The sequence below is a fragment of the Solirubrobacter deserti genome (assembly GCF_027587175.1).
Taxonomy (GTDB): Bacteria; Actinomycetota; Thermoleophilia; order Solirubrobacterales; family Solirubrobacteraceae; genus Solirubrobacter; species Solirubrobacter deserti.
Genome location: NZ_JAPCID010000016.1, coordinates 33,402 through 57,113, shown reverse-complemented (window position 1 = coordinate 57,113; position 23,712 = coordinate 33,402). Strand labels below are relative to the sequence as shown.

23 protein-coding genes are annotated in these 23,712 nt (G+C 70.9%); 4 read left to right on the top strand and 19 right to left on the bottom strand.

All coding sequences use genetic code 11. From position 1 onward, the window contains the following. Positions 1 to 98 precede the first annotated feature (98 nt). From OJ962_RS13290 to OJ962_RS13280, 3 genes are read right to left on the bottom strand one after another with little or no spacing between them, the layout of a single operon-like run. Positions 99 to 761 carry a DUF899 domain-containing protein gene (locus tag OJ962_RS13290; protein ID WP_202958487.1) on the bottom strand — a complete coding sequence of 221 codons (663 nt, stop codon included), beginning with the start codon at positions 759 to 761 and terminating at the stop codon, positions 99 to 101. Beyond that, on the bottom strand, positions 751 to 1,185 hold the full coding sequence (locus OJ962_RS13285; protein WP_202958486.1) for an SRPBCC family protein: 435 nt from the start codon (positions 1,183 to 1,185) through the stop codon (positions 751 to 753). Before OJ962_RS13285 ends, OJ962_RS13290 begins: the two co-directional genes overlap by 11 nt. Continuing rightward, complete coding sequence (locus OJ962_RS13280; protein ID WP_202958485.1) at positions 1,182 to 1,493, bottom strand: ArsR/SmtB family transcription factor; 312 nt, start codon at positions 1,491 to 1,493, stop codon at positions 1,182 to 1,184. The genes OJ962_RS13285 and OJ962_RS13280 overlap by 4 nt, the downstream gene beginning before the upstream one ends. Positions 1,494 to 1,556: 63 nt before the next feature. Between OJ962_RS13280 and OJ962_RS13275 the strand changes: the two genes are divergently transcribed. Then, positions 1,557 to 2,432, top strand: coding sequence for a Rieske 2Fe-2S domain-containing protein (locus OJ962_RS13275; RefSeq protein ID WP_202958484.1), 876 nt, complete (start codon positions 1,557 to 1,559; stop codon positions 2,430 to 2,432). Here OJ962_RS13275 and OJ962_RS13270 read toward each other — a convergent pair. From OJ962_RS13270 to OJ962_RS13240, 7 genes are all read right to left on the bottom strand, one after another. After that, the gene (locus OJ962_RS13270) at positions 2,429 to 3,781 is read right to left on the bottom strand and encodes an aldehyde dehydrogenase family protein (RefSeq protein WP_202958483.1); all 1,353 of its coding nucleotides are present in this window, start codon (positions 3,779 to 3,781) and stop codon (positions 2,429 to 2,431) included. The genes OJ962_RS13275 and OJ962_RS13270 overlap by 4 nt on opposite strands. A gap of 154 nt (positions 3,782 to 3,935) precedes the next feature. Then, positions 3,936 to 6,101 carry a 3-hydroxyacyl-CoA dehydrogenase NAD-binding domain-containing protein gene (locus OJ962_RS13265; RefSeq protein WP_202958482.1) on the bottom strand — a complete coding sequence of 722 codons (2,166 nt, stop codon included), beginning with the start codon at positions 6,099 to 6,101 and terminating at the stop codon, positions 3,936 to 3,938. Beyond that, the gene (locus OJ962_RS13260) at positions 6,101 to 7,318 is read right to left on the bottom strand and encodes an acetyl-CoA C-acetyltransferase (RefSeq protein ID WP_202958481.1); all 1,218 of its coding nucleotides are present in this window, start codon (positions 7,316 to 7,318) and stop codon (positions 6,101 to 6,103) included. The genes OJ962_RS13265 and OJ962_RS13260 overlap by 1 nt, the downstream gene beginning before the upstream one ends. Positions 7,319 to 7,489: 171 nt before the next feature. Beyond that, positions 7,490 to 8,017: a MarR family winged helix-turn-helix transcriptional regulator gene (locus tag OJ962_RS13255; protein ID WP_202958480.1), complete on the bottom strand. Its 528-nt coding sequence runs from the start codon at positions 8,015 to 8,017 to the stop codon at positions 7,490 to 7,492. 37 nt (positions 8,018 to 8,054) lie between these two features. Continuing rightward, complete coding sequence (locus tag OJ962_RS13250) at positions 8,055 to 8,231, bottom strand: hypothetical protein (protein ID WP_202958479.1); 177 nt, start codon at positions 8,229 to 8,231, stop codon at positions 8,055 to 8,057. A gap of 64 nt (positions 8,232 to 8,295) precedes the next feature. Then, positions 8,296 to 9,057, bottom strand: a complete 762-nt coding sequence (locus OJ962_RS13245) for an ABC transporter permease (protein ID WP_202958478.1) — start codon at positions 9,055 to 9,057, stop codon at positions 8,296 to 8,298. Continuing rightward, positions 9,054 to 9,902, bottom strand: coding sequence for an ABC transporter ATP-binding protein (locus OJ962_RS13240; RefSeq protein WP_202958477.1), 849 nt, complete (start codon positions 9,900 to 9,902; stop codon positions 9,054 to 9,056). The genes OJ962_RS13245 and OJ962_RS13240 overlap by 4 nt, the downstream gene beginning before the upstream one ends. A gap of 75 nt (positions 9,903 to 9,977) precedes the next feature. Between OJ962_RS13240 and OJ962_RS13235 the strand changes: the two genes are divergently transcribed. Together OJ962_RS13235 and ppk1 are read left to right on the top strand one after the other, a co-directional pair. After that, complete coding sequence (locus OJ962_RS13235; RefSeq protein ID WP_202958476.1) at positions 9,978 to 10,808, top strand: Ppx/GppA phosphatase family protein; 831 nt, start codon at positions 9,978 to 9,980, stop codon at positions 10,806 to 10,808. 36 nt (positions 10,809 to 10,844) lie between these two features. Beyond that, a complete protein-coding gene (ppk1, locus tag OJ962_RS13230) occupies positions 10,845 to 12,971 on the top strand; it encodes a polyphosphate kinase 1 (RefSeq protein WP_255526319.1) in 2,127 nt (708 codons plus the stop codon). 3 nt (positions 12,972 to 12,974) lie between these two features. On the opposite strand, the gene OJ962_RS13225 is transcribed toward ppk1, so the two are convergent. From OJ962_RS13225 to OJ962_RS13190, 8 genes are all read right to left on the bottom strand, one after another. After that, the gene (locus tag OJ962_RS13225; RefSeq protein WP_202958474.1) at positions 12,975 to 13,235 is read right to left on the bottom strand and encodes a hypothetical protein; all 261 of its coding nucleotides are present in this window, start codon (positions 13,233 to 13,235) and stop codon (positions 12,975 to 12,977) included. A 454-nt stretch (positions 13,236 to 13,689) separates the two neighbouring features. Beyond that, entirely contained in the window at positions 13,690 to 14,703 is a 1,014-nt protein-coding gene (locus tag OJ962_RS13220; RefSeq protein ID WP_202958472.1) for a hypothetical protein, read from the bottom strand. A 171-nt stretch (positions 14,704 to 14,874) separates the two neighbouring features. After that, positions 14,875 to 15,738, bottom strand: coding sequence for a sigma-70 family RNA polymerase sigma factor (locus OJ962_RS13215; protein WP_202958471.1), 864 nt, complete (start codon positions 15,736 to 15,738; stop codon positions 14,875 to 14,877). Positions 15,739 to 15,855: 117 nt separating this feature from the next. Next, on the bottom strand, positions 15,856 to 17,628 hold the full coding sequence (locus OJ962_RS13210) for an ABC transporter substrate-binding protein (RefSeq protein WP_202958470.1): 1,773 nt from the start codon (positions 17,626 to 17,628) through the stop codon (positions 15,856 to 15,858). A 194-nt stretch (positions 17,629 to 17,822) separates the two neighbouring features. Then, positions 17,823 to 18,626 (bottom strand): aldose 1-epimerase, encoded by an 804-nt coding sequence (locus OJ962_RS13205; RefSeq protein ID WP_202958561.1) that lies wholly within the window; start codon positions 18,624 to 18,626, stop codon positions 17,823 to 17,825. Between the two features lie 47 nt (positions 18,627 to 18,673). Then, positions 18,674 to 20,644, bottom strand: a complete 1,971-nt coding sequence (locus OJ962_RS13200; RefSeq protein ID WP_238932663.1) for an SDR family oxidoreductase — start codon at positions 20,642 to 20,644, stop codon at positions 18,674 to 18,676. Between the two features lie 276 nt (positions 20,645 to 20,920). After that, entirely contained in the window at positions 20,921 to 21,133 is a 213-nt protein-coding gene (locus OJ962_RS13195; protein WP_202958468.1) for a hypothetical protein, read from the bottom strand. Next, positions 21,130 to 21,399 (bottom strand): hypothetical protein, encoded by a 270-nt coding sequence (locus OJ962_RS13190; RefSeq protein ID WP_202958467.1) that lies wholly within the window; start codon positions 21,397 to 21,399, stop codon positions 21,130 to 21,132. The genes OJ962_RS13195 and OJ962_RS13190 overlap by 4 nt, the downstream gene beginning before the upstream one ends. A gap of 30 nt (positions 21,400 to 21,429) precedes the next feature. Between OJ962_RS13190 and OJ962_RS13185 the strand changes: the two genes are divergently transcribed. Beyond that, positions 21,430 to 23,301 carry an ABC-F family ATP-binding cassette domain-containing protein gene (locus OJ962_RS13185; RefSeq protein WP_202958466.1) on the top strand — a complete coding sequence of 624 codons (1,872 nt, stop codon included), beginning with the start codon at positions 21,430 to 21,432 and terminating at the stop codon, positions 23,299 to 23,301. Here OJ962_RS13185 and OJ962_RS13180 read toward each other — a convergent pair. Further along, on the bottom strand, positions 23,287 to 23,697 hold the full coding sequence (locus OJ962_RS13180; RefSeq protein ID WP_202958465.1) for an acyl-CoA thioesterase: 411 nt from the start codon (positions 23,695 to 23,697) through the stop codon (positions 23,287 to 23,289). The genes OJ962_RS13185 and OJ962_RS13180 overlap by 15 nt on opposite strands. Positions 23,698 to 23,712: the final 15 nt, after the last annotated feature.

Genomic DNA, 23,712 nt, shown 5'->3' with positions numbered 1-23,712 from the left:
GCTTCTGAGCCGGCGCAGCGCGTGGGTGACCATCGCACTGCTCGCGAGCGCGAGCGGGACGAGCTCCTCGACGGGCACCCCGCCGACGTGGGCGAGCGTCACGACACCGCGGCGGCGAACTCGTCCGGGCGCTTGAACCAGTAGCCCTCGGCCTCGTTGCGGCCGAGCGGCGCGCGGTCCAGCCAGTGGTAGATGCCCCACACGGCGTCCAGGCCGCGCTCGTAGGCCGAGTAGGTGTGGAAGACCTTGCCGTCGCGCAGCGCGAACGCGCTCATCCCCGGCAGCTCCTCGTAGGGGTCTTCGATGGGCCGGAAGTTGTACTCGCGCAGTGGACGTTCCGCGGTCGAGGACACGCCGAAGTCGAAGTTGAAGTCCGACCCGTGCGAGGACGCCCACGGGAACGTCCAGCCCATCCGCTCGCGGTAGGCGAGCAGCTTCTCCAGCGGCGCGCGCGAGACGGCGGTCCACGTCACGTCGTGGTTCTCGAGGTAGACGCGCGGCAGCTCCATGTGGTGCGCGATCGACGTGCAGCTCGCACAGCCCTGGTCCCAGTCGGGGCCGAACATGAAGTGGTAGACGATCAGCTGCGAGCGGCCGTCGAACAGCTCGGCGAGCGTGCGCGGCCCGTGCTCGGTGTCGAACACGTAGTCGGCCGTCACCTCCTCCCACGGCAGCGCGGCGCGTTCGCGCGCGAGCTCGTCGCTGAGGCGGGTGAGCTCCTTCTCGCGCGCGAGCAGCTTCAGGCGGGCTTCAGAGGGCATGTGCGACTCCTTCCAGCTTGTCCAGCACGGAGTTCCAGCCGGCGTCGACCGACTGCTCGTTCAGCGGCCCTTCGGCCGTGATGTTGCGGTGCTCGAGGACCACCTCGGTGCCGCCCGGGACGTCGCGGAGGGTCACGGTCAGCACCGTCTCCTCGGCGTTGGGGGCGAACTTGAAGATCAGGACGATGCGCTCGTCCGGCACGAGCTCGGAGATGACGCTGTCGAACATGTGCGCCTCGCCGGACGGCGTGAGCATCTCCACGCGATGGACGCCGCCGACGCGCTCGTCGACCGTCGCGGTCGAGACGATCGAGTCCTCCGGCGCCAGCCAGCGCGCCACCAGCTCGGGGTCCAGGAAGGCGCGGTAGACCTTCACCCGCGGCGCCCGCACGACCCGCGCCACCTGCACGGCGAAGCGGCTCATTCCTCCACCAGCTTCTGCAGGCGATCGAGGGCGTCCTCCCAGAAGCGCTCGTACGTGCGCACCCAGGCGCTCGCGTCGGCGAGCGGGGCGGCGCGCAGCGCGCAGATGGTCGTCCGGCCCTCGGCGCGCCGCTCGACCAGCCCGGCGCCCTCGAGCACCTTCAGGTGCTTGGAGACGCCGGCGACCGACATCTCGAACGGCGCCGCCAGGTCGCCCACGGTGCGCTCCCCGGCGGTGAGCGCGTCGAGCATCGCCCGGCGCGGCTCGCTGGAGAGCGCGTGGAAGACCGCGTCCAGATCCTCAACCATGTGGTTGAGAGTAGCACATTGTCAACCAGTCGGTTGAAGATTCGAAATGGGTAGCGCTCGGACATGAGCACCCAGCCCGCCGCCCGCCCGCGCCTGCACCGTCTCGTCGAGCGCCTGGGGGAGGTGGCCGCCCTCGACGGCCCGGCTGAGGCCGTGGCCAAGTGGGCCCGCGGGGCGATCCCGAAGGGTCCGGTCAAGGACGCGCTGAGCGGCGTGCCGATCGGGCACGCGGCGCATCCGCTGATGATCGTCGTGCCGATCGGGACCTGGAGCTCGGCGACGCTGCTCGACTTCGTCGGCGGGCAGCAGTCGCGGCCGGCGGCCAGGCGGCTCATCGCGGCCGGTCTGCTGGCGTCGCTGCCGACCGCGGCGAGCGGGCTCAACGACTGGTCCGACACCACGCCCGCGAGTGACAGCGTCCGCCGTGTCGGCGCGGTGCACGCGCTGGCCAACGTCGCGGCGCTCGGCCTGTTCGGCGCGTCACTGGCGGCCCGCCGCGCGGGCAGCCACGGCCGCGGCGTCGCGCTCAGCCTGGCGGGGATGGGCGCCGTCACCGTCGGCGGTCACCTCGGCGGCCATCTCTCCTACGCCGAGGGCGTCGGCGTGGACAACACGGTCTTCGCGTCGGGCCCGGAGGAGTGGACCGCCGTGCTCGACGACGCGGCGCTGCTCGAGGGCGAGCTGCGCGGCGTCGAGGTCGAAGGCCGAGCGATCGTGCTCGCGCGTCGCAACGGCCGCATCCACGCGCTCGACGACCGCTGCGCGCATCGCAGCGGCTCGCTCGCGGATGGCGAGCTCAAGGGCGAATGCGTCGTGTGCCCGCTGCACGCGAGCGAGTTCCGGCTCGAGGACGGCGCCGTGGAGCGCGGCCCGTCCGCCTACCCGCAGCCGGTGTTCGACGTGCGGGTGACGGACGGCTGGATCGAGGTGAAGGCCTAGGGCGCGATGCCCATGTGCACGACCTTCGTGCGCGTGAGCTCGTCGAGCAGCTCGGGGCCGTAGCCGAACCCGCTGCCGCTGAGCCGGGCCGGCTCGGCGGCGCCGCCCGGCGCACCGCCGAAGACCGCGTTGATCTTCACGGTGCCGACCTGCAGCTCGCGTGCGGCGCGCTGGGCGTGCGCGGGGTTCTTGGTGAGCACCGTGGCGGCGAGCCCGTACTCGGTGCGGTCGGCGAGCTCGAGCGCGGTGTCGAAGCTGTCGACGACCTGCACCGCCGCGACCGGGCCGAACGTCTCGTCGCGCAGGAGCGGCGCGTCGCGGTCGCCGCCGACGAGCACGGTGGGCGGGTAGAAGAAGCCGGGACCGTCGGGGACGGCGCCGCCGCGGACGAGCCGCGCGCCGCGCTCCAGCGCATCGGTGACGTGGTCGTGGACGAGCCGGCGCTGGCGCTCGTTGATGAGCGGCCCGATCGTCCACTCGTCGGCCGCCTTGGCGAGCGCGGCGATGAACGGCTCGGCGACGTCCTTGTGCACGTAGATGCGCTCCACCGACGTGCAGATCTGGCCGGCGTTGGCGAACGCGCCCAGCGCCGCCTGCTGGGCGGCCCACTCGGGGTCGACGTCGGCGTCGACGATCAGCGCGTCCTTGCCACCGAGCTCAAGCAGCGCCTTGCCGAAGCGCTTCGCCACCACGTCGGCGATCTCGCGGCCCGTCTGCACCGAGCCCGTGTGCATGACCAGGTCGACGTCCGCGTGCGCGGCGAGCGGCCGCCCCACGCGCGCGTCGCCCTGCAGCAGCTGGAGAGCGCCCGGTATATCCAAAAGCTCGACGATCCGCGCGCCCGTCAGCGGCGTCTTCTCCGACGGCTTGAACACGACCGCGTTGCCGGTCACCAGCGCCGCTGCGATCTGCCCGCACGCGATCGCCACCGGGTCGTTCCACGGCACCAGCAGCGCGACCACGCCGCGCGGCTCGTACCGCATCACGTCGACCGCGTCCCAGCCGCCCTGCAGCGCCCTGCCCCGGTGCAGCGGCCCCAGCTCGGCGTACTGCTCGATCGCCCCGATGCCCGCCTCGACCCCGCCGCGCGAGTCGTCGAGCGGCTTGCCGCCCTCGCGCGTCTGCAGCTCGGCGAGCTCCTCGACGTGCTCGCGCAGGCGCCGCGCGCCGGCCTTCAGCGCGGCGGCGCGGTCGGCGGGCGCGGTCCGCGCCCACGCCGGGAACGCGGCCCGGGCGGCGGCCACCGCGGCGTCGACGTCACCGACCGGCAGCGTCTCGATCACCTCGCCCGTGCTCGGGTCGAGGACGTCGAACGTGCCGGTGTCAGGGGGAGAGGCGAGAGAAGTCACGCCGTCGCCCTACCCAGGCATCCTGAAGACATGCGCACGCTCCGGCAGCACATCGTCGAGGATCACGTGCGGCGACGCAAGGCCGCCCGGACAGCGGGGTGATGAACGAACGAGTCCTGTCGGGACCGGTTCGTGCATCACCCCTGGATCGAAACTACGCCGTGACGAGCTCCGCGTCGTAGAACGGCTCGGTACGAGCGGCCAAGGACTCCGGCGGCGCGAAGCGCTCGCCGTACGTCTCCGCCAACTCGCGGGCACGGGCGACGAAGCCCTGCACGCCGCCCTCGTAGCCGTTGATGTACTGCAGGACGCCGCCGGTCCAGCCCGGGAAGCCGATGCCCATGATCGAGCCGATGTTGGCGTCGGCGACGGACTCGATCACGCCCTCGTCGACGCACTTGATCGTCTCGAGCGCCTCGATGAAGAGCATGCGCTCCTGGAGGTCGCGCAGGTTGATCGAGGACGGGTCGTCGACAGCTGGGAACGCTTCGCGCAGGCCCGGCCACAGCCGCGTGCGCTTGCCGTCCGCGTACTCGTAGAAGCCCGCGCCCTCGAGCTTGCCGGGGCGCTCGAACTCGTCGAGCATGCGGTCGATCACCGCGTCGGCGGGATGCGCGACCCACGCGTCGCCGGCCGCGTCCGCGGACGCCTTGCGGATGCGCCGCATGAGCTTCAGATTGAGCTCGTCCGAGAGCTGCAGCACGGGCGCCGGGTAGCCGGCCTGCGAGGAGGCCTGCTCGATCGAGGCGGCGGGGATGCCCTCGGCGAGCATCGAGATGCCCTCGTTGATGAACGTGCCGATCACGCGCGAGGTGAAGAAGCCGCGGGAGTCGTTGACGACGATCGGCGTCTTGGAGATCTGCTTGGCGAAGTCCAGCGCGCGGTAGACGGCCGCCTCGCTCGTCTTCTCGCCCTTGATGATCTCCAGCAGCGGCATCTTGTCCACGGGGGAAAAGAAGTGCAGGCCGATGAAGTCGGCCGGCCGCGAGACGTTCTCCGCGAGCAGCGTGATCGGCAGCGTCGAGGTGTTCGAGCCGAGCAGCGCGTCCTCGGCGAGGTGCGGCTCGATTTCCTTCATCACCTGCGCCTTGACGCCCGGGTCCTCGAACACGGCCTCGATCACGAGGTCCGCGCCCGCGGCGTCGGCCGGGTCAGCGGTCGGCGTGATGCGCGCGAGCAGGGCGTCGCCCTTCTCCTGCGTGGTCTTGCCGCGCGAGACGCCCTTCTCGACGAGCTTCTCGCTGTAGCCCTTGCCCTTCTGCGCGGCCTCCAGCGAGACGTCCTTGAGCACCACTTCGATGCCGGCCCTCGCGCTCACGTAAGCGATCGCGGCGCCCATCATGCCCGCGCCCAGGATCACGACCTTCTTCACGGACGTCGGCTCCAGCGACTCCGGCCGGCCACGTGAGCCCTGCACGGCCTGCAGGTCGAAGAAGAACGCCTGGATCATGTTCTTGGCCACCTGCGAGGTGACCAGGTCCACGAAGTAGCGGCCCTCGACCTCCAGCGCGACGTCGAAGTCCACCTGCGCGCCCTCGACCGCCGCGGCCATGATGTGGTGCGGCGCCGGGTAGTTCGCGCCCTTGATCTGCTTGCGCAGGTTCGCGGGGAACGCGGGCAGGTTGGCGGCGAACTTCGGGTTCGACGGCGTGCCGCCCGGGATCTTGTGCCCCTTGACGTCCCACGGCTGGACCGCTTCGGGATTCGACGAAATCCACTGCTTCGCGGCGGGCAGGAGCTCGTCGACGGAGCCGACGACCTCGTCCACCAGGCCCATCTCCAAGGCGGCCGCCGGACGGTGGCGCGTGCCCAGCAGCAGGAGCTTCATGAGCGCGTCGGCGATGCCGAACATGCGGACCGAGCGCGTCACGCCGCCCGCGCCCGGCAGCAGCCCGAGCTGCACCTCCGGGAAGCCGAGCACGGCCTTGGAGTCGTCGACGATCACGCGGTGGTGCGTGGCCAGGCAGATCTCCAGGCCGCCGCCCAGCGCGGCGCCGTTGATCGCGGCCACGACCGGCTTGCCGAGGCGCTCCAGGCGCCGCAGGTCGGCCTTGAGCTCGCGCACCATCTGCGCGACCTCGGCGGCATCCTCCTTGCGGGCCTTCTTCAAGTCATTGAGGTCACCGCCGGCGAAGAACGTCTTCTTCGCGGACGTGATGACGACGCCCGTGATCGAGTCCTTCTCGGCCTCCAGGCGCTCGACCGTCTCGTGCATCGACGCCTTGTAGGCGTCGTTCATCGTGTTCGCGGACTGGTTCGGGTCGTCGAGCGTGAGCACGACGACGCCGTCGGCGTCCTGCTCCCAGCGGATCGTCGACATCAGACGCGCTCCACCACGGTCGCGATGCCCATGCCGCCGCCGATGCACAGCGTGGCCAGGCCGTAGCGCTGCTGCGTGCGCTCGAGCTCGTCGATCAGCGTCCCGAGGATCATGCCGCCGGTCGCGCCGAGCGGGTGCCCCATGGCGATCGCGCCGCCGTTGACGTTGATCTTGTCGAGGTCGGCGTCCATGTCCTTGGCGAAGCGCAGCACGACCGCGGCGAACGCCTCGTTCATCTCGATCAGGTCCATGTCGTCGATCGTGAGCCCGGCCTTGGCCAGCGCCTTGCGCGACGCGGGCGCGGGGCCGGTGAGCATGATCGTCGGGTCGGCGCCGGAGACGGCGGTGGCGACGATGCGCGCCCGCGGCTTGAGGCCCAGTTCGGCGCCCGTCTTCTCGTTGCCGATCGTGATCAGCGCCGCGCCGTCCACGATCCCGGACGAGTTGCCCGGCGTGTGGACGTGATCGATGGCTTCGACCCAGTGGTACTTCTGCAGCGCGACGGCGTCGAACCCGCCGTGCTCGCCCATCATCGCGAACGACGGCTTCAGCGACGCGAGCGTGTCCAGCGTCGTGCCCGGGCGGATGTGCTCGTCGCGGTCGAGCACGGTGTTGCCGTTCAGGTCGACGACCGGGATGACCGACTTGGCGAAGTAGCCGGCCTCGGTCGCGGCCGCGGCACGCTCCTGCGAGCGCACGGCGTAGGCGTCGACGTCCTCGCGCGAGAAGCCCTCGACGGTCGCGATCAGGTCGGCGCCGATGCCCTGCGGCACGAAGGACGTGTCGTAGTTGGTCTCCGGGTCCATCGCCCAGGCGCCGCCGTCGGAGCCCATCGGCACGCGCGACATCGACTCCACGCCGCCGGCCAGCACGAGGTCCTCCCAGCCGGACGCGACCTTCTGGGCGGCGATGTTGACCGCCTCCAGCCCGGACGCGCAGAAGCGGTTGAGCTGGACGCCGGCCACGGTCTGCGGCAGGCCCGCCTTGATCGCGGCGGTCTTGGCGATGTCCGCGCCCTGATCGCCGATCGGCGTCACGCAGCCGAGCACGACGTCGTCGATCCGGTTGGGATCAAGTCCGTCGTGCCGGGCGAGCGTCTCGTGCATCAGCCCGACCACCAGGTCGACCGGCTTGGTCGAGTGCAACGAGCCGTTGACCTTCCCCCTGCCGCGCGGCGTGCGAACCGCGTCGAACACCAGTGCTTCCGTCGCTGCCATGCCGATTCTCCTCAGAGCCGAACGTAGGCGTCCCAGGTTACTGACGTCACGTCAGCCCGGGAGCCGGTTGGTGACGCATGTCACCATTGTCGCGCACCACGGCGCCACGTGGCCGCGGCCGGCTTCGCCGGCGCGTGGCCACTTCGGCTGGGGAATCGCTTCGCGGATTCCCTAGCGGTAGCGGTCCGCGGCGCGCGTGACCGGGCAGCGGCGCTCCTCGTGCCCGCAGGCCCGCGCATCACAGAGGCGGCACGTGCGCGCCGCGGCGGCGACCTCGGTCGTGGTGGCGTGCAAGATCGCGTCGAGCACCCGGTCCAGCGCGCGCTTGTCCACGTCGGCCACGACCCGCTCGAGCAGCTCGGCGCGCGCCGCGAGCGCCCGCTCGGCCACTTCCCGGCCGGCGGGCGAGATCCGCACGAGCGCGCGGCGCCCGTCCGCGGGGTCGGGCTCCCGCCGCGCCAGCCCGGACGCCTCCAGCTGGTCGACCACCCGCACCGCGCGCGAGTGGGTGACGCGCAGCGCGCCGGCCAGCACGTCGACCGAGCGCCCGTCCGCCCACTCGTGCAGCGAAACCAGGGCCGCCGGCAGCCCGCCGGCCATGCCGGTCGCGGCCTCGGTCGCGTCGCGGATGCTGTCGCTCAGCGTGAGTGCAGCGGCGCCGAGGCGATTCGCCACCGGCGAGATCTGTGCCTCGGGCATACAACGAAGGCTAACGGCCCGCCGCAGCGGGCCGCAATCAGCTCTCGTCGCGGCCGGGTGCTCCGGCCACCACTGCCGTCATCAGCCCGAGCGCGCCGCCGATCACCAACGGAGCCCACGCTCCGGGCACGCCGGCAAGACGGATGATGACCATGAGGACGCCCGCGATCGCGAGCGCGACGACCAACTGCTTCCAGCCCGATAAGGCCGCCATCCCTCTCCTTGGACGGGTTGTTCGTACGGTGACCCTATCGCGTCGGCCGGACCGCGTGCAACATTCACTGATCGCGGCGGGCTTCCCACGAGAAGCCGCGCACCGCCAGGACGGCGCCGGCGAGGCCCCACAAGCCCAGGATGAGTAGTGAGACGGCGTTGGTGGCGACGCTCTCGCCGTCGATCATCGCGCCCGAGAGCCCTTCGACCAGATGGGTGAGGGGAAGCGCCTGCGCGATGTCGCGGACGATCTGGGGCGCCTCGTCGGCGTCGTAGAACACGCCCGCGATCAGGATCTGCGGCAGAAAGACCGCGTTGACGTACGCGGGTGCGGACTCCGGGTTCGGGATCGCGTGCGCGAGCGCCACGCCGAGGAACGTGAAGCAGACGACGCCCGCGGCCGCGAAGGTCAGCATCGAGCCCCAGTCCCGCGGCCACTCGACGCCGAGGATGAAGTGTCCGGCGAGAATGACGATCACGAGCTGCAGTGCGGCGTTGGCGACCGCGTTGCCGGCGAGGCCGGCGAGGTAGGCCGAAGTTGGCATCGGCGTCCCGCGCAGGCGCTTGAGGATGCCGCGCTCGCGCAGCGTCGTGAGGTTGTAGGCGAGCGACGTGAACGTCGCCGACATCACGCTCATGCCGGCGATGCCGGGCACGATCACGTCCAGGTCCTCGTCACGCCCCGCGAACACGGCGCCGAAGATCGCGAGCAGCCCGAGCGGCAGCAGGACGCCGAAGAACGCCGCGGACGGATTGCGCCAGAACATCCGGCGCTCGAGCCGGAACTGCCGCCACGCCGCGCCCCACCAGGGCACGGCTGCGGTCACGCGACGGCCTCCGTGAGCTCCAGGTAGACGTCCTCCAGTGACGGGCGGGTGACGCTCAGGTCTTCGAGCGTCTCGCCGCGGGCGAGCGCGTCGGCGGTCAGCTCGTGCAGCAGCGCCGTCGGGTCCTCGGTGAAGCGCTCTTCCAGCGTGCCGTCGCTCGCGCGCCAGGCGACGCGGTAGCGGGAGGCGCCGAGCTGGTCCGGCGGGCCCTCGGCCAGGATCAACCCGTCCTGCAGGATCGCGACGCGGTCGGCCAGCGCCTGCGCCTCGTCCAGGTAGTGCGTGGTGAGCACGACGGTCTTGCCGAGGTCGCGCAGCGCGCGGATGACGTCCCAGGCCGCGCGGCGGGCGGCCGGGTCGAAGCCGGTGGTGGGCTCGTCGAGGAAGATCAGCTCCGGGTCGCCCACCAGCGCGAGCGCGAAGTCCAGCCGGCGCGCCTGGCCGCCGCTCAACGTCCGCGCGCGACGGTCGGCGCAGTCGTCGAGGCCGGCGAGCGCGAGCACCTCGCTCACCTGCCGCGGGCGCGGGTACATGCCCGCCCAGTGCGCGACCGTCTCGCGGACGGTCAGGTGCGGATAGGTGCCGCAGCTCTGAAGGACGATGCCGACCCGGGCGCGCAACGCGCGATCCTTCGGGTCCAAGCCGAGCACGCGGACCTCGCCGGAGTCACGGTCGCGGTAGCCCTCGAGCACCTCGACGCACGACGTCTTGCCCGCCCCGTTGGGCCCGAGCAGCCCGAACACCTCGCCGCGCGCCACGGTGAAATCGACTCCTCGCAACGCCGCCAGCGAGCCGTACGCCTTGCTCAGTCCAGTGACCTCGATCGCGGGGACGCCGCTCGTCATCGTTCCCATCATGGCAACATCGCGGGCGTTTCCATGGTTTGCGGCTGCATAGATATCGGCACGAACACCACCCGCGTGCTGGTTGCGGACGCCCGCGACGGCCGCCTGACAGAGCTATTACAGCGGCGCGCGTTCACCCGGCTGGGCCGCGGGCTCGCGCCCGGTGGTGCGATTCCGGCGGCCCGGATCGCCGAGAACGCCGGGGTGGTGGCCGAGCAGGTCTCGCTCGCCGAGCAAGCTGGCGCGCAATCGATTCGCGCGGTGGCCACCGCCTGCATCCGCGTCGCGGCCAACCGTGAGGAGTTCTGCCGCGCGATGCGCGAGTACGGCGGCGTGGACGTGGCGGTGCTCGACGGCGAGGAGGAGGCGCGGCTCGCGTTCCTAGGGGCGACGAAGACGCTGCCGGAGCGGCTCGAAGGGCGCGTCGCGGTCGTCGACGTGGGCGGCGGCTCGACCGAGATCGCGGTCGGGACGGTCGACGGCGGCGTGGAGTGGTGGCGCTCGTTCGCCTTCGGCTCCGGCTTTCTCGCCGACGCCTACCTCGGCGACGACCCGCCTTCTCCCGACCAGCTCGACGAGGTCCGCTACCACGCGGCGCAGATGCTGGCCACGACCGTGCCGCCGCCGGTCGACGTCGCGGTCGCGGTGGGCGGCAGCGCCGCCTCGTTGCGGCGGCTGGTGGGCGATGTGCTCGGCCGCGAGAGCCTCGCGGCGGCGCTCGGCGAGCTCACGCGCGGGCCGGCCGTGGACGTGGCCGCGCGGTTCGCGCTCGATCCCCAGCGGGTACGGCTGATGCCGGCGGGCCTGCTCGCGCTGGAGGCCGCCGGCCGCCTGCTCGGACAGCCGCTCCACATCGCCCGCGGCGGCCTACGAGAAGGTGTGTTGCTTGATCTGGCAGGGATGTAACAACTCATTCACTGATCCCGGACGCCGGGTGCGATGATGCCCGATGTGACCGACGTCACCAGTCCGCCTGCGACACCGCCTGCCCCGGATCTCAAGGATCCGGGCCTCTACTTCAATCGCGAGACCTCGTGGATGGAGTTCAACGATCGCGTGCTGCAGCTCGCCGAGGACCCCAGCGTCCCGCTGCTCGAGCGCCTGAAGTTCCTCGCGATCGTCTCCTCCAACCTGGACGAGTTCTTCATGGTCCGCGTCGCCGGTCTGCACGACCAGATCGAGGCCGGCATCCAGAAGCCGCTGCAGGACGGGCGCACGCCGAGTGAGACGCTCGACGCCATCCGGAGGCTGGTGCGCGAGCACACGCAGCGCCAGTCGCGCTGCCTGCACCGCGAGCTGCGGCCCGCGCTGGCCGAGCACGGCATCCGCATCGTCGGCTACGACGAGATCCAGAGCCGCGAGCGCCGGACCCTGGACGAGCGCTTCCGGCGCCAGATCTTCCCGGTCCTGACGCCGCTGGCGGTCGGGCTCGGGCGGCCGTTCCCGTACATCTCCAACCTGTCGCTGTCGCTCGGCGTGATCGTGCGCGACCCCGTCACCGAGGTCGAGACGTTCGCCCGCGTGAAGGTGCCCAAGGAGATGCTGCCCCGCTTCGTGCCGGTCGACGGGCGCACGTTCGTGACGCTCGAGGAGCTGATCGCCGAGAACCTCGACGTGCTCTTCCCGGGCATGGAGATCCTCGACCACGCCGTCTTCCGGGTCACGCGCGACGCCGACTTCACGGTGTCCGACGAGGCCGACGACCTGCTGCAGGCCGTCGAGGAGGAGTTGCGCGCCCGGCGCTTCGGCGAGACCGTGCGCGTGGAGGTCTCGGCGGGCATGAGCGCGCCGATCCGCGAGCAGATCACGCGGGCGCTGGAGGTCGAGCCCGAGGACGTGTTCGAGGTCGACTCGCTGCTCGACCTCAAGGACCTGTGGGCGATCGTCGGCCTGCCCGGCTTCAGCGAGCTGCGCGACCCGCCGTGGTCGCCCGTCACGCAGCCGCTGCTGCAGCCCGACGAGGACGAGCAGCCGGACGTGCTGGGCGCGATGCGCAAGCGCGACATCCTCCTGCACCATCCGTACGACTCGTTCGTGAGCTCGGTCGAGCGCTTCGTCGAGCAGGCCGTCAACGACCCGGAAGTGCTCGCGATCAAGCAGACGGTGTACCGGACGAGCGACGACTCGCCGCTGGTGCCGGCGCTGATCCGCGCCGCCGAGCGTGGCAAGCAGGCCGTGTGCCTCGTGGAGGTCAAGGCGCGTTTCGACGAGCGCGCGAACATCCAGTGGGGCCGCGCGCTGGAAGAGGCGGGCGTGCACGTCGTCTACGGCCTTCCCGCCCTCAAGACGCACGCCAAGTGCATCCTCGTGGTGCGCCGCGAGGGCGACGGCGTGCGCCACTACCTGCACGTCGGCACCGGCAACTACAACGCCAAGACCGCGCGCCTGTACACGGACTTCGGCCTGTTCACGTGCGACGAGCAGCTCGGCAACGACGTCGCCGACATGTTCAACTTCCTGACCGGGTTCGCCCGGCCGCGCGGCTACCGCAAGGTGCTCGTCGCGCCAGCGCACATGCGCCAGGGCTTCATCGACGAGGTCGACAAGACGATCGCCGCGCACGCCGAGGGCCAGGCCTGCCGAATCCGCCTGAAGATGAACTCGCTCGTGGACAAGGAGAGCATCCGGGCGCTGTATCGCGCCTCGCAGGCCGGCGTCGAGGTCGAGATCAACGTGCGCGGCATCTGCTGTCTGAAGCCGGGCGTCCCGGGCGTGTCGGAGAACGTCCGCGTGGTCTCGGTCGTCGGGCGCTTCCTCGAGCACTCGCGCATCTTCGCCTTCGACCGTCCCGACGACCCGCTCGTCTACATCGGCTCGGCCGACCTGATGCCACGCAACCTGGACACGCGCGTCGAGCTCCTCACGCCGGTGCGCGACGAGTCGCTGCGCGCGGAGCTGCTGGACACGTTGGACCGCTGCTTCGCCGACAACACGAACTCGTGGGAGCTCGGCACGGACGGCGAGTGGACGCGGCGCACGCCGGACGGCGGCGAGGAGCGCAACGTCCAGCGCGAGCTGATGGCCGCGCACGCCTCGGCCGCGGCCGAGGCGAGCGCTTCGAGCGAGTGAACGTCAGGCGCCGCCGCGTTCGGCGGCGCCGTTGAGGTTGTGCAGCCGGGCGAGCTCGAATCCGGTCAGGAGCACCATCGAGCCCGCCCCGGCCAGCATCGGGATCCAGCCCGGGCCGACGAGCGTGAAGGCCGCCACCAGCGCACCCATCGCCCCCATCGCGAGGTTGAAGTGCACGTCGCGCGTCTTGATGTCGGTGAACACGAACAGGTACATCGCCGCGACCAGCGCGAGGACGCGCCGCCGACTGTCACGTCGAGCCAATGCGGCCACCGCCGTCTACGGACGTCGGCCACGCGGTAGGGCTCACGCAGCCGGTTGTCCATCACCGGCTCGGACCCCTCAGGCGCGTGGTCGTGCAGGAAGCGGAACAGCTCGTTGGCGTTGATCCGCCCGTTGCCGTTGCGGTCGGCGCCGGTGAGCGCGTCCGTGAGCGCGCGGGTCGGGACGCCCCTGATGACGGCCTGCCCCTCCGCCGGCCGCAGCTCGACGTCGTCGCCCAACACGGCCAGCAACGCCTGGCTGCGGCAGCGCGCGAAGCCCGCCGGGGCCGCGACACCGGCGAAGTGGACGAGCACCACGTCGTCCTTGCGCCGCGCAGCGAGGAACGCCTCGATCGCCGCCGGGTCGGTCGTGCGCTCCACCTCGAACCCGCCGCGGGCACGGAGCGCACGCGCGAGCGGTTGCGCGTCGGGAGCGGCGATCAAGGCGTAGCGGTTCATACGTTGCGGGTGCCGACGAGGCCGGCGGCGAGAAGGAAGACGGCTACCACGATGACGCCGACGCTGCGCGGACCGACGACCTGGTAGCCGAGACACGCGGCGCCGAACGCGGCGGTTCCGACGTACTCCAGGCGTCTGAGGATCGCTCTCAGGGAGCTGAGCGCGAGCAGCGCGAGGGCCAGGAAGGCGATCAGCACGCCCAGGCCGAGGTCCGGCTCGGCGAAGCGGTCCATGAGGCCGTAGATGCCGCCCACGCTCGCGCTCACGAGCGCGGCCAGCGCCGTGTCGCCGTGGCGGGTGGCCGCGAAGCCCAAGCCGGTGAGCGCCGTGAGCAGGCACAGCAGCGGGGCGATCCGCGACGGCCACGCCGTGTCGCCGGCGAACGCGTACTCGAGGCCGCTGCCGCCGAAGACCCACATCAGCGGCAGCGAGCCCAGCAGCGCGACGCCTCCGGCCGCCGCGGCGACGCGCAGCGACCGCACGCTGAGCTCCTGCCGGTGCTCGCGGCGGTTGCGGCGCAGCTCGCGCTCGCGGGCCCGCGCGTGGCGTTGCGTGTGCGTGACCACGAACGGCGTCTCGAGCTCGTCGCGGAAGTCGAGCGTCATCGTGTGCGCGAGCCGGTTGTGGAGCTCGCGCGCGGTGATGTCCCCGTCGGCGTTCCCGTCGGCCCTGCCGTCGCGCAGCACGCGCACGATCGCGCGCGTGGACGCGCCGGCGAGGACCGCGCGGCCCGGACCCGCTTCGGGCGCGAGCCGGCGGCCGGCGGCGATCACGAGCACGTGGGTGCTGCGGCAGGCGGCGAGTGCCTCGGGGTCCACGGGGACGCGGTCGGTGTGGACGAGCACGACGTCCGTCGGCGTGCGCGCGGCCAGAAAGCGCATGACCGCCTCGCCGTCCTGCGCCCGCTCCACGGTGTACCCGCCGCGGCGCGGATCGCCGAGCAGGCCGGCGAGCGCGGTGGCGTCCTCGTCGTCGGCGGGTGCGGCGATCAGGGCGTAGCGGCCGGCCACGCGCGAATCATGGCGTGGCCGCGCTCAGGACGCGCCGGAGAGACGCGCGGAGCGCGACGCGGGTCGGGGGTGCCGCCACCGGCCGTCTTGTCGGCGGGCGATGGCGGCACCCCGGGGCCGCGGAAACGAACGTCCCTGCAGGGGCGGGACGTTCGTTCGCCTCGGAGCGGGTCAGGCGGCGTCGCGCAGCGCGCCGGTGGCCGGCGACGCACGCAGGTGGCGCAGCGCGCGGTCCTCGGCGCAGCGCACGCGGCGGGGGGTGATGCCGAGCACGCGCGCGGCCTGGCCGGGCGTGTGCGGGGCCTCGGCGCCGAGGCCGAAGCGCAGCTCGAGCACGCGGCGCTCCAGGCCGCCCAGCCCAGCGAGCACGGTGCCGAGGTCGGCGTGCATGCGGGAGACCGCGGCGGACTCCTCGGGCGTGGGGCCCTCGTCGGCGAGCAGGTGGCCGAGCTCGGCGTCGCCGTCGTCGCCCACGGGCGCCTCGAGCGAGACCGGCGCCATGGCGATGCGGCGGACGTCGGCCACCTCGGCCTCGGTCCACTCGAGGGCGTCGGCCAGCTCGACCGACGTCGGCGTGGCGCCCAGCGACATGGCCAGGCGGCGCTCGACGGCCTGCAGCTTGCGGACGCGGTCGCCGACGTGCACGGGCAGGCGCACGGTGCGGCCCTTCTCTGACATGGCGCGGCCGATGGCCTGGCGGATCCAGAGCGTCGCGTAGGTGGAGAAGCGGAAGCCGCGCCGGTGGTCGAACTTCTCCACGGCGCGCACGAGCCCGATCGTTCCTTCCTGGATCAGGTCGAGCAACGTCATGCCGGAGTCCTCGCGCTGGAAACGCTTGGCGAGGTGCACGACGAGTCGCAGGTTGGCTTCGATCATGCGGTCCTTGGCTTCAAGGTCGCCGCGCTCGATGCGGCGGGCGAGCTCGAGCTCTTCAGCGGGGGTCAGGAGCCGCGTGCGGGCGATGCGCTGGAGAAAGATTCCGAGGCCGTCGCCGAGCTCGCGTCCGTCCGGGGTCGGCGGCGAAGCGGTGGGCATGGCGGGGAGCATCGGACACATCCCTAAGCGACTCTGAAGCCGACCCTATGCGGGGGTTAAACAAAGCGGCCCCGCGGGATGCGGGGCCGCAAAGTCTCGGGTTAACCCGAACGCAAACTACTTCAGCGACGTGAAGGCGAGGTCCCACTGGGAGTTGTACTCCGCGACGACGCCGTTGACGTTCGCCGACTGGATCAGCGCCTGCTTGTCCCAGATCCACGGGATGGCGGCAGCGCTCTCGGTGACCATCCGGTCGACCTCAGCCCACAGCTGCGCACGCTCCTTGACCGGAGCCACCTCGGCCTTGTCGATCGCCTCGTTGATCTTCGGGTCGTCGAGCTCCGACCAGTTCGAGTTGCCCTGCGGCAGGATGTTCTTGCCGGCGAAGGTCGGGGCGAGCATCGTCTGACCATCCGCGAAGTCGCGGATCCAGCCGACGTTCGGGCAGACGGCGACTTCGGCCTTGGGCACGTTGCAATAGCGCGTGTACATCGTCTGCGGCGCGACCAGACGCATCGTCACCTGGAAGCCCATCTTCTCCAGGCTGTCCTTGACCACCTCGGCGGTCTTGGCCGGCACGGTGGCGTTGGAGCCCACCATCAGGAGCTTCTCGGTGCCCTCGTACTTCCCGGACGCGTAGCCCGCGGCCTTGAAGTACTTCGCGGACACCTCCGGCAGCGGCTTGCCGTCAGGCGAGATGAAGTCCACGCCGGTGCCCTTCATGCCGCCGGCCTGGTCGAAGCCGGCCGTTCCGGGCGGGAGGAAGTGCGTCGCCACGTCGCCGACCGTCGTGCCGCCGCGGGTCAGCACCAGCGCGTTGCGATCCATGCCGGCGATGATCGCCTTGCGCACGTTGATGTCGTCGAACGGCTTGATCGTCGTGTTGAGCGAGACCCAGCGGCCGCCGATCGGCGGCGCGAGCTTGAGCTGATCGGGCGTGTTGTCGAGCGCCTGCTTGACGTTCTCCGGCGGAACCGTCAGGTCGCCGCTGATCATGCCCTCGTTGTCGACGATGCGGCGGATGGCGATGCCGGCGTCGTCGTTGCCCTGAAGGTTGTCGATCTCGTCGAGATACGCCGGCCTGAAGTCGAGCGACTTGTCCCAGTTCGGGTTGCGCACCAGCTGGATGCGCTTGCCCGGGTCATAGCCGATGGCCTTGCCGGACGCGTCGTTCTTGATCATGTAGGGGCCGGTCGCCAGCTGGTTCTCGCCGTAGGTCGTCTGCGGCTCGGCGTCGAACTTCTTGGCGTACTTCTCCGGCACCGGGGCGGTCGCCGGGTACGCGAGCGCCCCCGCGGCCATCACGCCACCGACGGGGCGCTTGAACTTCAGGACGACCGTGTAGTCGTCGGGCGTCGTGATCCCCTTGATCGTCGTGCCCGAGTCGACGCCGACCTTGGCGCCTTCGAGGTCGCTGAAGTAGGACGTGGTGAAGCCGTTGGCCACGGAGTTGAAGAAGCCGCGCTCGATCGCGTACTTGACGTCGGCCGCCTTGACCTCTTCGTTGTACGGCGGCGAGTACTTGACGCCCTGCTTGATCTTGATCGTGACGGTCTTGCCGTCCTCGGACACCTCCGGCGCGCCCTCGGCGAGGTCCGGCACCATGTTGACCGGGTCATCCGGCTTGTACGAGTACAGCGACTTCTGCGTCGCGGAGCAGATGAACAAGCCCATCTGGAAGTAGGTGCGGCCGCAATCGATGAAGTCGACGTCGCCGGTCCACAAGGCGGTCAGCTTGCCGCCGACCTTGGCGTTCTTGGGCGGCGTGTTCTCCGTCGCCGTCTTCTTGGCGTCTCCGCCGCTGTCGCCGTCGCCCCCGCCGCACGCGGCAAGTCCGATAGAGAGGACCGCGAGCAAAGCGACCCCGGTGGTCCGTGCGGACCTACGCATCTAGAGCGTCCTTTCCTTGAACCTCAGAAACGCGGCCGCTCCAGGTTTGGCCCCCGCCAACCCGTAAGCCGACCGCTGATCTGCCCAGCACGGTAGCGAGTGCCATTGTCGCCGAGAGCCAGTACCCAGCCTGCAAGCTTCCGTGCCGGTTAGTACCGGTAGGTCCGGTTCGCCAGGGTCTACCTGACATTCCGTCAGCGGTCTGACGCTTTCACGATGCTCACGCTGAAGCGCGCGGTGAACGTGTCGCCCGCATCAACAGCGGGCGGCGAGTGGCGGAGCGCGTCGGCGGGGGCGGTCATCGGCTCGAAGCACACCACGTCGGCGACGGCGGGCGCGAACACCTGGGCGTAGCCGTAGCCCTGCTCGAACACGACCTCGATCCGGCGCCCGCCGCCCGCCAGCACGAACGGGCCGCCCGCGTAGGTGAAGCCGTCGTCGAACGTGCGGTCGCCGAGACGGCCGTCCAGGTCGCCGGCCGGGACGCGCTCGCCCGTCGGGATCAGCTGCGCGTCGACGGCGATGCGCTCGGCCACGGGCAGCGTGAGCTCCCACTCCGCGCGCGGCACCCCGGGGAGCCGGAAGAACGGGTGATGCCCGAACGTGATCGGCACGGGCCGCTCCCCCGCGGTGAGCGACGTCGAGAGCGTGAGCGTGTCCGCGCGCAGCTCGGCGGCCACCTCGACGTCGTGCTCGAACGGAAACGCCCGAGCGGCGAAGCGGCGGCCGCCGACCAGCCGTGTCCCGCTCGCATGACGGACCTCCCAGCCCGTCACCGCTGCGCGCAGGCCGTGCAGCGGCAGGTCGTGCTCCTCGAGGTACAGGTCGTCCGCGGCCAGCTCCACCGTGGTCCCGTCGAACGTGTAGGAGAACCCGCCGAGCCGGTTCGCCCACGGCAGCAGCTGCGGGATCCCGCTCGCCCACGGCCGGTCCGGGACATGGGCGCTCACGTCCGCCAGCAGCTCCTCGCCATCGTGGCGCAGGGACAGGCAGTGCATCCCCGCCGCGGGCTCGAAGTCGGCCTCGAGCCCGCCGGAGCGCAGGGTTACCAGTGCACGCCCTTCATGAGATAGGCCAGCGCGGTCGCCTCGCCGGACGCCTTGTCGTCCCCGTCCGAGCCGCCCTTGGCCGCCGTGGACTCCGGGAACACGCGGTACGCGAGGTGCAGGATCTGGTCGACGGCCTTCGGCGCCAGCGCGTACGCGACCTCGCCGAACGTGCCGAGCTTGGTGTTGATCTGCTTCGGCTTGGCCCGGATCGCCTCGCACACGAGGTCGGCGGCCTCCTCGGGCGAGATCGTCGGGAACGAGTCGTACATCTTCGTCGGCGCGATCATCGGCGTGCGCACGAGCGGCATGTGGATCGTCGTGAAGGTCACGTTGTCGCCGACCGTCTCACTGGACACCACGCGCGTGAATGCGTCGAGCGCGGACTTGGAGGCGACGTAGGCGGAGAACCGCGGCGGGTTGGTCTGCACGCCGATCGAGGACACGTTGACGATGTGGCCGCCCTTCTGCTCGCGCATGTGCGGGAGCAGCCCGAGCATCAGCTTCACGGGGCTCAGATAGTTCAGGTGCACCGTGCGCTGGTAGTCGTGGAAGCGGTCGTAGGACAGCGCGACCGAGCGACGGATCGAGCGGCCCGCGTTGTTGACCAGCATGTCGATCCGGGGATGGTCGCCGAGCAGCTTCTCCACGAGCGCGTCGATTGCGTCGAAGTCGCTGAGGTCGCACGGCGCGACGTACGCCGTGCCGCCCGCGGCCTCGATCTCGCTCTTTACTTCCTCGAGCTTCTCCAGCGTGCGCGCGACGAGGATCGGGATGCCGCCCGCGGCCGCGATCTTGATCGCCGCGGCGCGGCCGATGCCCGACGACGCGCCGGTGATGACGACCGTCTTGCCGTTGACCGCGCCCTCGAACGAGTGGTCCTTGTAGAGGTCGGGGTCCAGGACGCGCTCCCAGTAGTCCCACAGCTTGTGCGCGTAGGTCGGCAGCGAAGGGACGGTGATGGTGGAGTCGCGCAGTGCGCGCTGGGTGTCGCGCGAGTCGAAGCGGCAGGTGAGCGCGATGTAGTCGACGACCTCGTCCGGGATGCCGAGGTCGGCGAGCACGTTGCGCCGGATCTGCTTGAGCGCCGGCAGCTTGAGCGCGAACGACATCACGCCCTTGGGCAGGTTCTGCAGCGCGCGGCGGTCGATGCGCATGACCGCGCGCGGCGCGTGCCCGGCCTCGGCGAACGTGTTGAGCACCTCGCCGACGCGCTGGCCCTTGGGGTCGACGATGTGGAACGTGTTGCCTTCCAGCTCGCCCTTGTGCGCGATGTGGTCGATCGCGGCGGCGACGTAGTCGACCGGGACGATGTTCGTCCAGCCCCATTCGAGGCTGATCAGCGGGAACCACTCCGGCAGCGCGTGCCGGACCTTCTGCAGCACCTTGAAGAAGTAGTACGGCCCGTCGATCTTGTCCATCTCGCCGGTCCTGGAGTTGCCGACGACGATCGACGGGCGGTAGATGCGCAGCGGCGCCTTGACGCGCTCGCGCACCAGGCGCTCGGACTCGAACTTGGTCCGGTGGTACGGGTGCAGGAGCTTTTGCCCCTCGTCGAACATGTCCTCGTTGAACGTCCCCTCGTCGTAGACGCCGGCGACGGCGATCGAGGACACGTGGTGGAACCGGCCGACGTCGAGCCGGTTGGCGAGCTCGATCGCGTGCTGCGTGCCGCCCACGTTGACGGCCGCGTTGCGCTCCTCGTCGGCGGCCATGTCGTAGATCGCGGCGAGGTGGAAGAAGTGGTCGATCTTCGGGAGGTCGACCTCGACCCCGAGCCCCGGCTGGGTGAGGTCACCGACGACGGGCTTGATGCGGTCCCCCTGGCCCCAGGTCTCGACGAGCGTGGCGAGCTTGTCGCGCGACTCTTCGCGCACGAGTACGTGGATGTCGCCTTCGCGCTCGAGCAGGCGCTCCACGAGGTGCCGACCGACGAAGCCGGTGGCGCCCGTGACGAAGTAGGTCGTCAACGCTCTCTCCCTCCGTGACCGCTCAACGGGCTCAGAGCCTACTTTCTCTGCGCGCATCGCCGCGCACCACGTTGTGAGCCAACGAGCCCAACGGGGACAGGCCGTCTTTAGGTCCTCGCTTCGAACCCGGCGGCGCTGCGAAGCGAATACCTAAAGACGGCCTGTCCCCGCCGCCGGGGCAGTTGAAGCCCGGCGGCGCTGCGAAGCGAATACCTAAAGACGGCCTGTCCCCGCCGCCGGGGCAGTTGAAGCCCGGCGGCGCTGCGAAGCGAATACCTAAAGACGGCCTGTCCCCGCCGTCGGGGCACGGAAGCGGCCGCGCCGGCAGTCGAGCTCCATCCCGCCCGCCAGGCGGTGGCCGGAGATCGCGGCGATCGTCGGCTTGGGGGAGAACAGGCGCGTAAAGCGGACGTCGACCGCGTTGTGGCGCTCCGGTCGGTCGATCGTGATGAGCGCCGCCGCATCGCCACGGCGCTCGGGGTGGATCACCAGCCGCCGCGAACATCAGCCCGCGCGGTGCGGGCCTTCTCGGCGGCCAGGCGGCGCAGGCGGCGCTTCTCCAGCCGGTCGTACGCGATCGAGAGGATCGTGATGATCACGGGGAAGCCGGCGATGATGATGAAGCCGGCCATCGTGACCACGCGGTCGTTGGTGAGGCCCCAGGTGCCCTCGCCGCCGTCCTTGCCGGGATAGGCGAGCGCGACGGGCGCGCTGAGGGCGAGCAGCCAGAGGGTGAGGAGCGCCGTACGGACCATGGCTTAGAGGTTACCTATCCTCGTTGTCCGATGGCTGTCGTGATCGCGTCCGATCTCGCCAAGGACATGGCGGGCGAGCCCCTGTTGCGGGGCGTCTCCTTCAAGCTCGAGCGCAAGGACCGCCTGACCCTGTCCGGGCGCAACGGCTCCGGCAAGACCACGCTGCTGCGCATGCTGGCGGGTGAGACCGGCGTGGACGGCGGCGAGCTCGCGTTCCAGAAGGGCGTGCGCGTGAAGCTGCACGACCAGCGGCCGCCGCGTGACCGCGACCTGACGCTGCGCGACTACGTGCTGGGCGGCTGCCAGGAGCTGATCGAGCTCGAGGAGGAGCTCGCGGCGCTCGAGGTCAAGATGGCCGAGGGCGACATGAGCGTGTTCGACGCGTACTCGCGCGCGCAGACGCGGCTCGAGCACGCGGGCGGCTACAACTGGCGCGAAGGCGTGAACTCGACGCTGCACGGCCTCGGGTTCCGCGACGAGCACATGGACCGCTCGCTGGAGACGTTCTCCGGTGGCGAGCTCACGCGCGCGTCGCTCGCGCGCGCGCTGGCCGGCGACCCCGACCTGCTGCTGCTCGACGAGCCCACCAACCACCTCGACATCGAGTCGCTGGAGTGGCTGGAGGCGCACCTGCAGGCGCTGGACGCGGCCGTCGTGCTCGTGGCGCACGATCGCTGGTTCCTGGAGGCGGTGGGCACGAGCGTGCTCGAGCTCGAGGGTGGGCGCTCGAAGTTCTTCAAGGGCACGTGGTACCAGTGGCGGGCCGAGAAGGCCCAGCGCGAGCTGGCGCTCGGCCGCGCGATCGAGAAGCAGCAGGCCGAGATCGCCAAGCTCCAGCGGTTCGTGGACCGCTTCAGCGCGGGCACGCGCTCCCGGCAGGCCTCCTCGCGGGCGAAGAAGCTCGAGAAGATGGACAAGCTCACGACCGACCCGAAGGACAGCAAGGGCCTCGGGTTCGCGTTCAAGCCACCGCAGCGCTCGGGCCGGGTCGTGTTCGAGCTCGAGGACGGGAAGCTGCAGATCGGCGACCGGGTGCTGCTCGACGACGCCGAGTTGTGGCTCGAGCGCTCCGAGCACGTGTCCCTGGTGGGCGCGAACGGCACCGGCAAGACGACGCTCATCAGCGCCCTGGCCGGGCTGCGCGAGCTCGACGGCGGCAAGCTGCGGCGCGGGCACAACGTCAACCTCGGGCTGCTCGCGCAGCACGCCGAGGCCTTCCAGCAGGGGCGCACCGTGCTGGAGGCGTGCCAGCGCGCGACCAAGCTCACGCCCAACGAGGCGCGGTCGCTGCTGGGGAAGTTCCTGTTCAGCGGCGAGGACGCCGAGAAGCCGCTCGACGGGCTCTCCGGCGGCGAGCGCCAGCGGCTGTCGCTGGCGATCCTCGTGAGCAGCGGCGCGAACGTCCTGATCCTCGACGAGCCCACCAACCACCTCGACCTCGAGAGCCGCGAGGCGCTGGAAGCGGCGCTGCAGCAGTTCCAGGGCGCGCTGCTGCTGGTCTCCCACGATCGCGCGCTGCTGGACGCCGTCGGCACCCGCACGATCGCGCTCGAGGACCAGACGCTGCACTCCTACGTCGGCGGCTGGCCCGAGTACGTGCGCGTGCGCGAGGAACGGGCGGAGGCCGAGCGCAGCGCCAAGCAGGCCAAGAAGCACGCGCCCAAGGCCGCGGCCCCGGCCAAGCCCGCGCCGCAGCGGTCCAAGAACGAGGTCGCCAAGGCCAAGAAGCTCGAGACGCAGATCGAGAAGGCCGAGGCCGCGTTGGCCGCGCTCGAGGTGGAGCTCGCCGACCCGTCCGCCTGGAACGATCCGCGGTCGGCCGAGAAGTCCACGGCGCGCCACGCCGAGGCCAAGAAGACGCTGGAAGCGCTCTATGCGCAGTGGGAGTCAGTCGCCGGCTAGGCGCTCCAGGGCGGCGCGGATGCCGTCCGGGATCGCTACCGGGCGCCGCGTGACCCGGTCGACGAACACGTGCACGAACCAGCCCGTGGCGGCGGGCTCGGCCGCGTCGCCGTCGTGCAGCGCGAGCTCGTAGGTCACGCTCGAGCGGCTCAGCTTGGACACGCGCAGGCCGGCGTTGACCGTGGTCGGGAACGCGAGCGGCGCGTGGTAGGTGCAGTGGGACTCCGCGCACACGCCGATCGCCTCGCCGGCGTGGATGTCCAGCCCGCCGGCGGCGATCAGGTACTCGTTGATGACGGTGTCGAAGTACGCGTAGTACTGGACGTTGTTGACGTGCCCGTAGACGTCGTTGTCCATCCAGCGGGTTGGAATGGCGAGGACATGGGGAAAGTCCATCCCGCAACGCTAGCT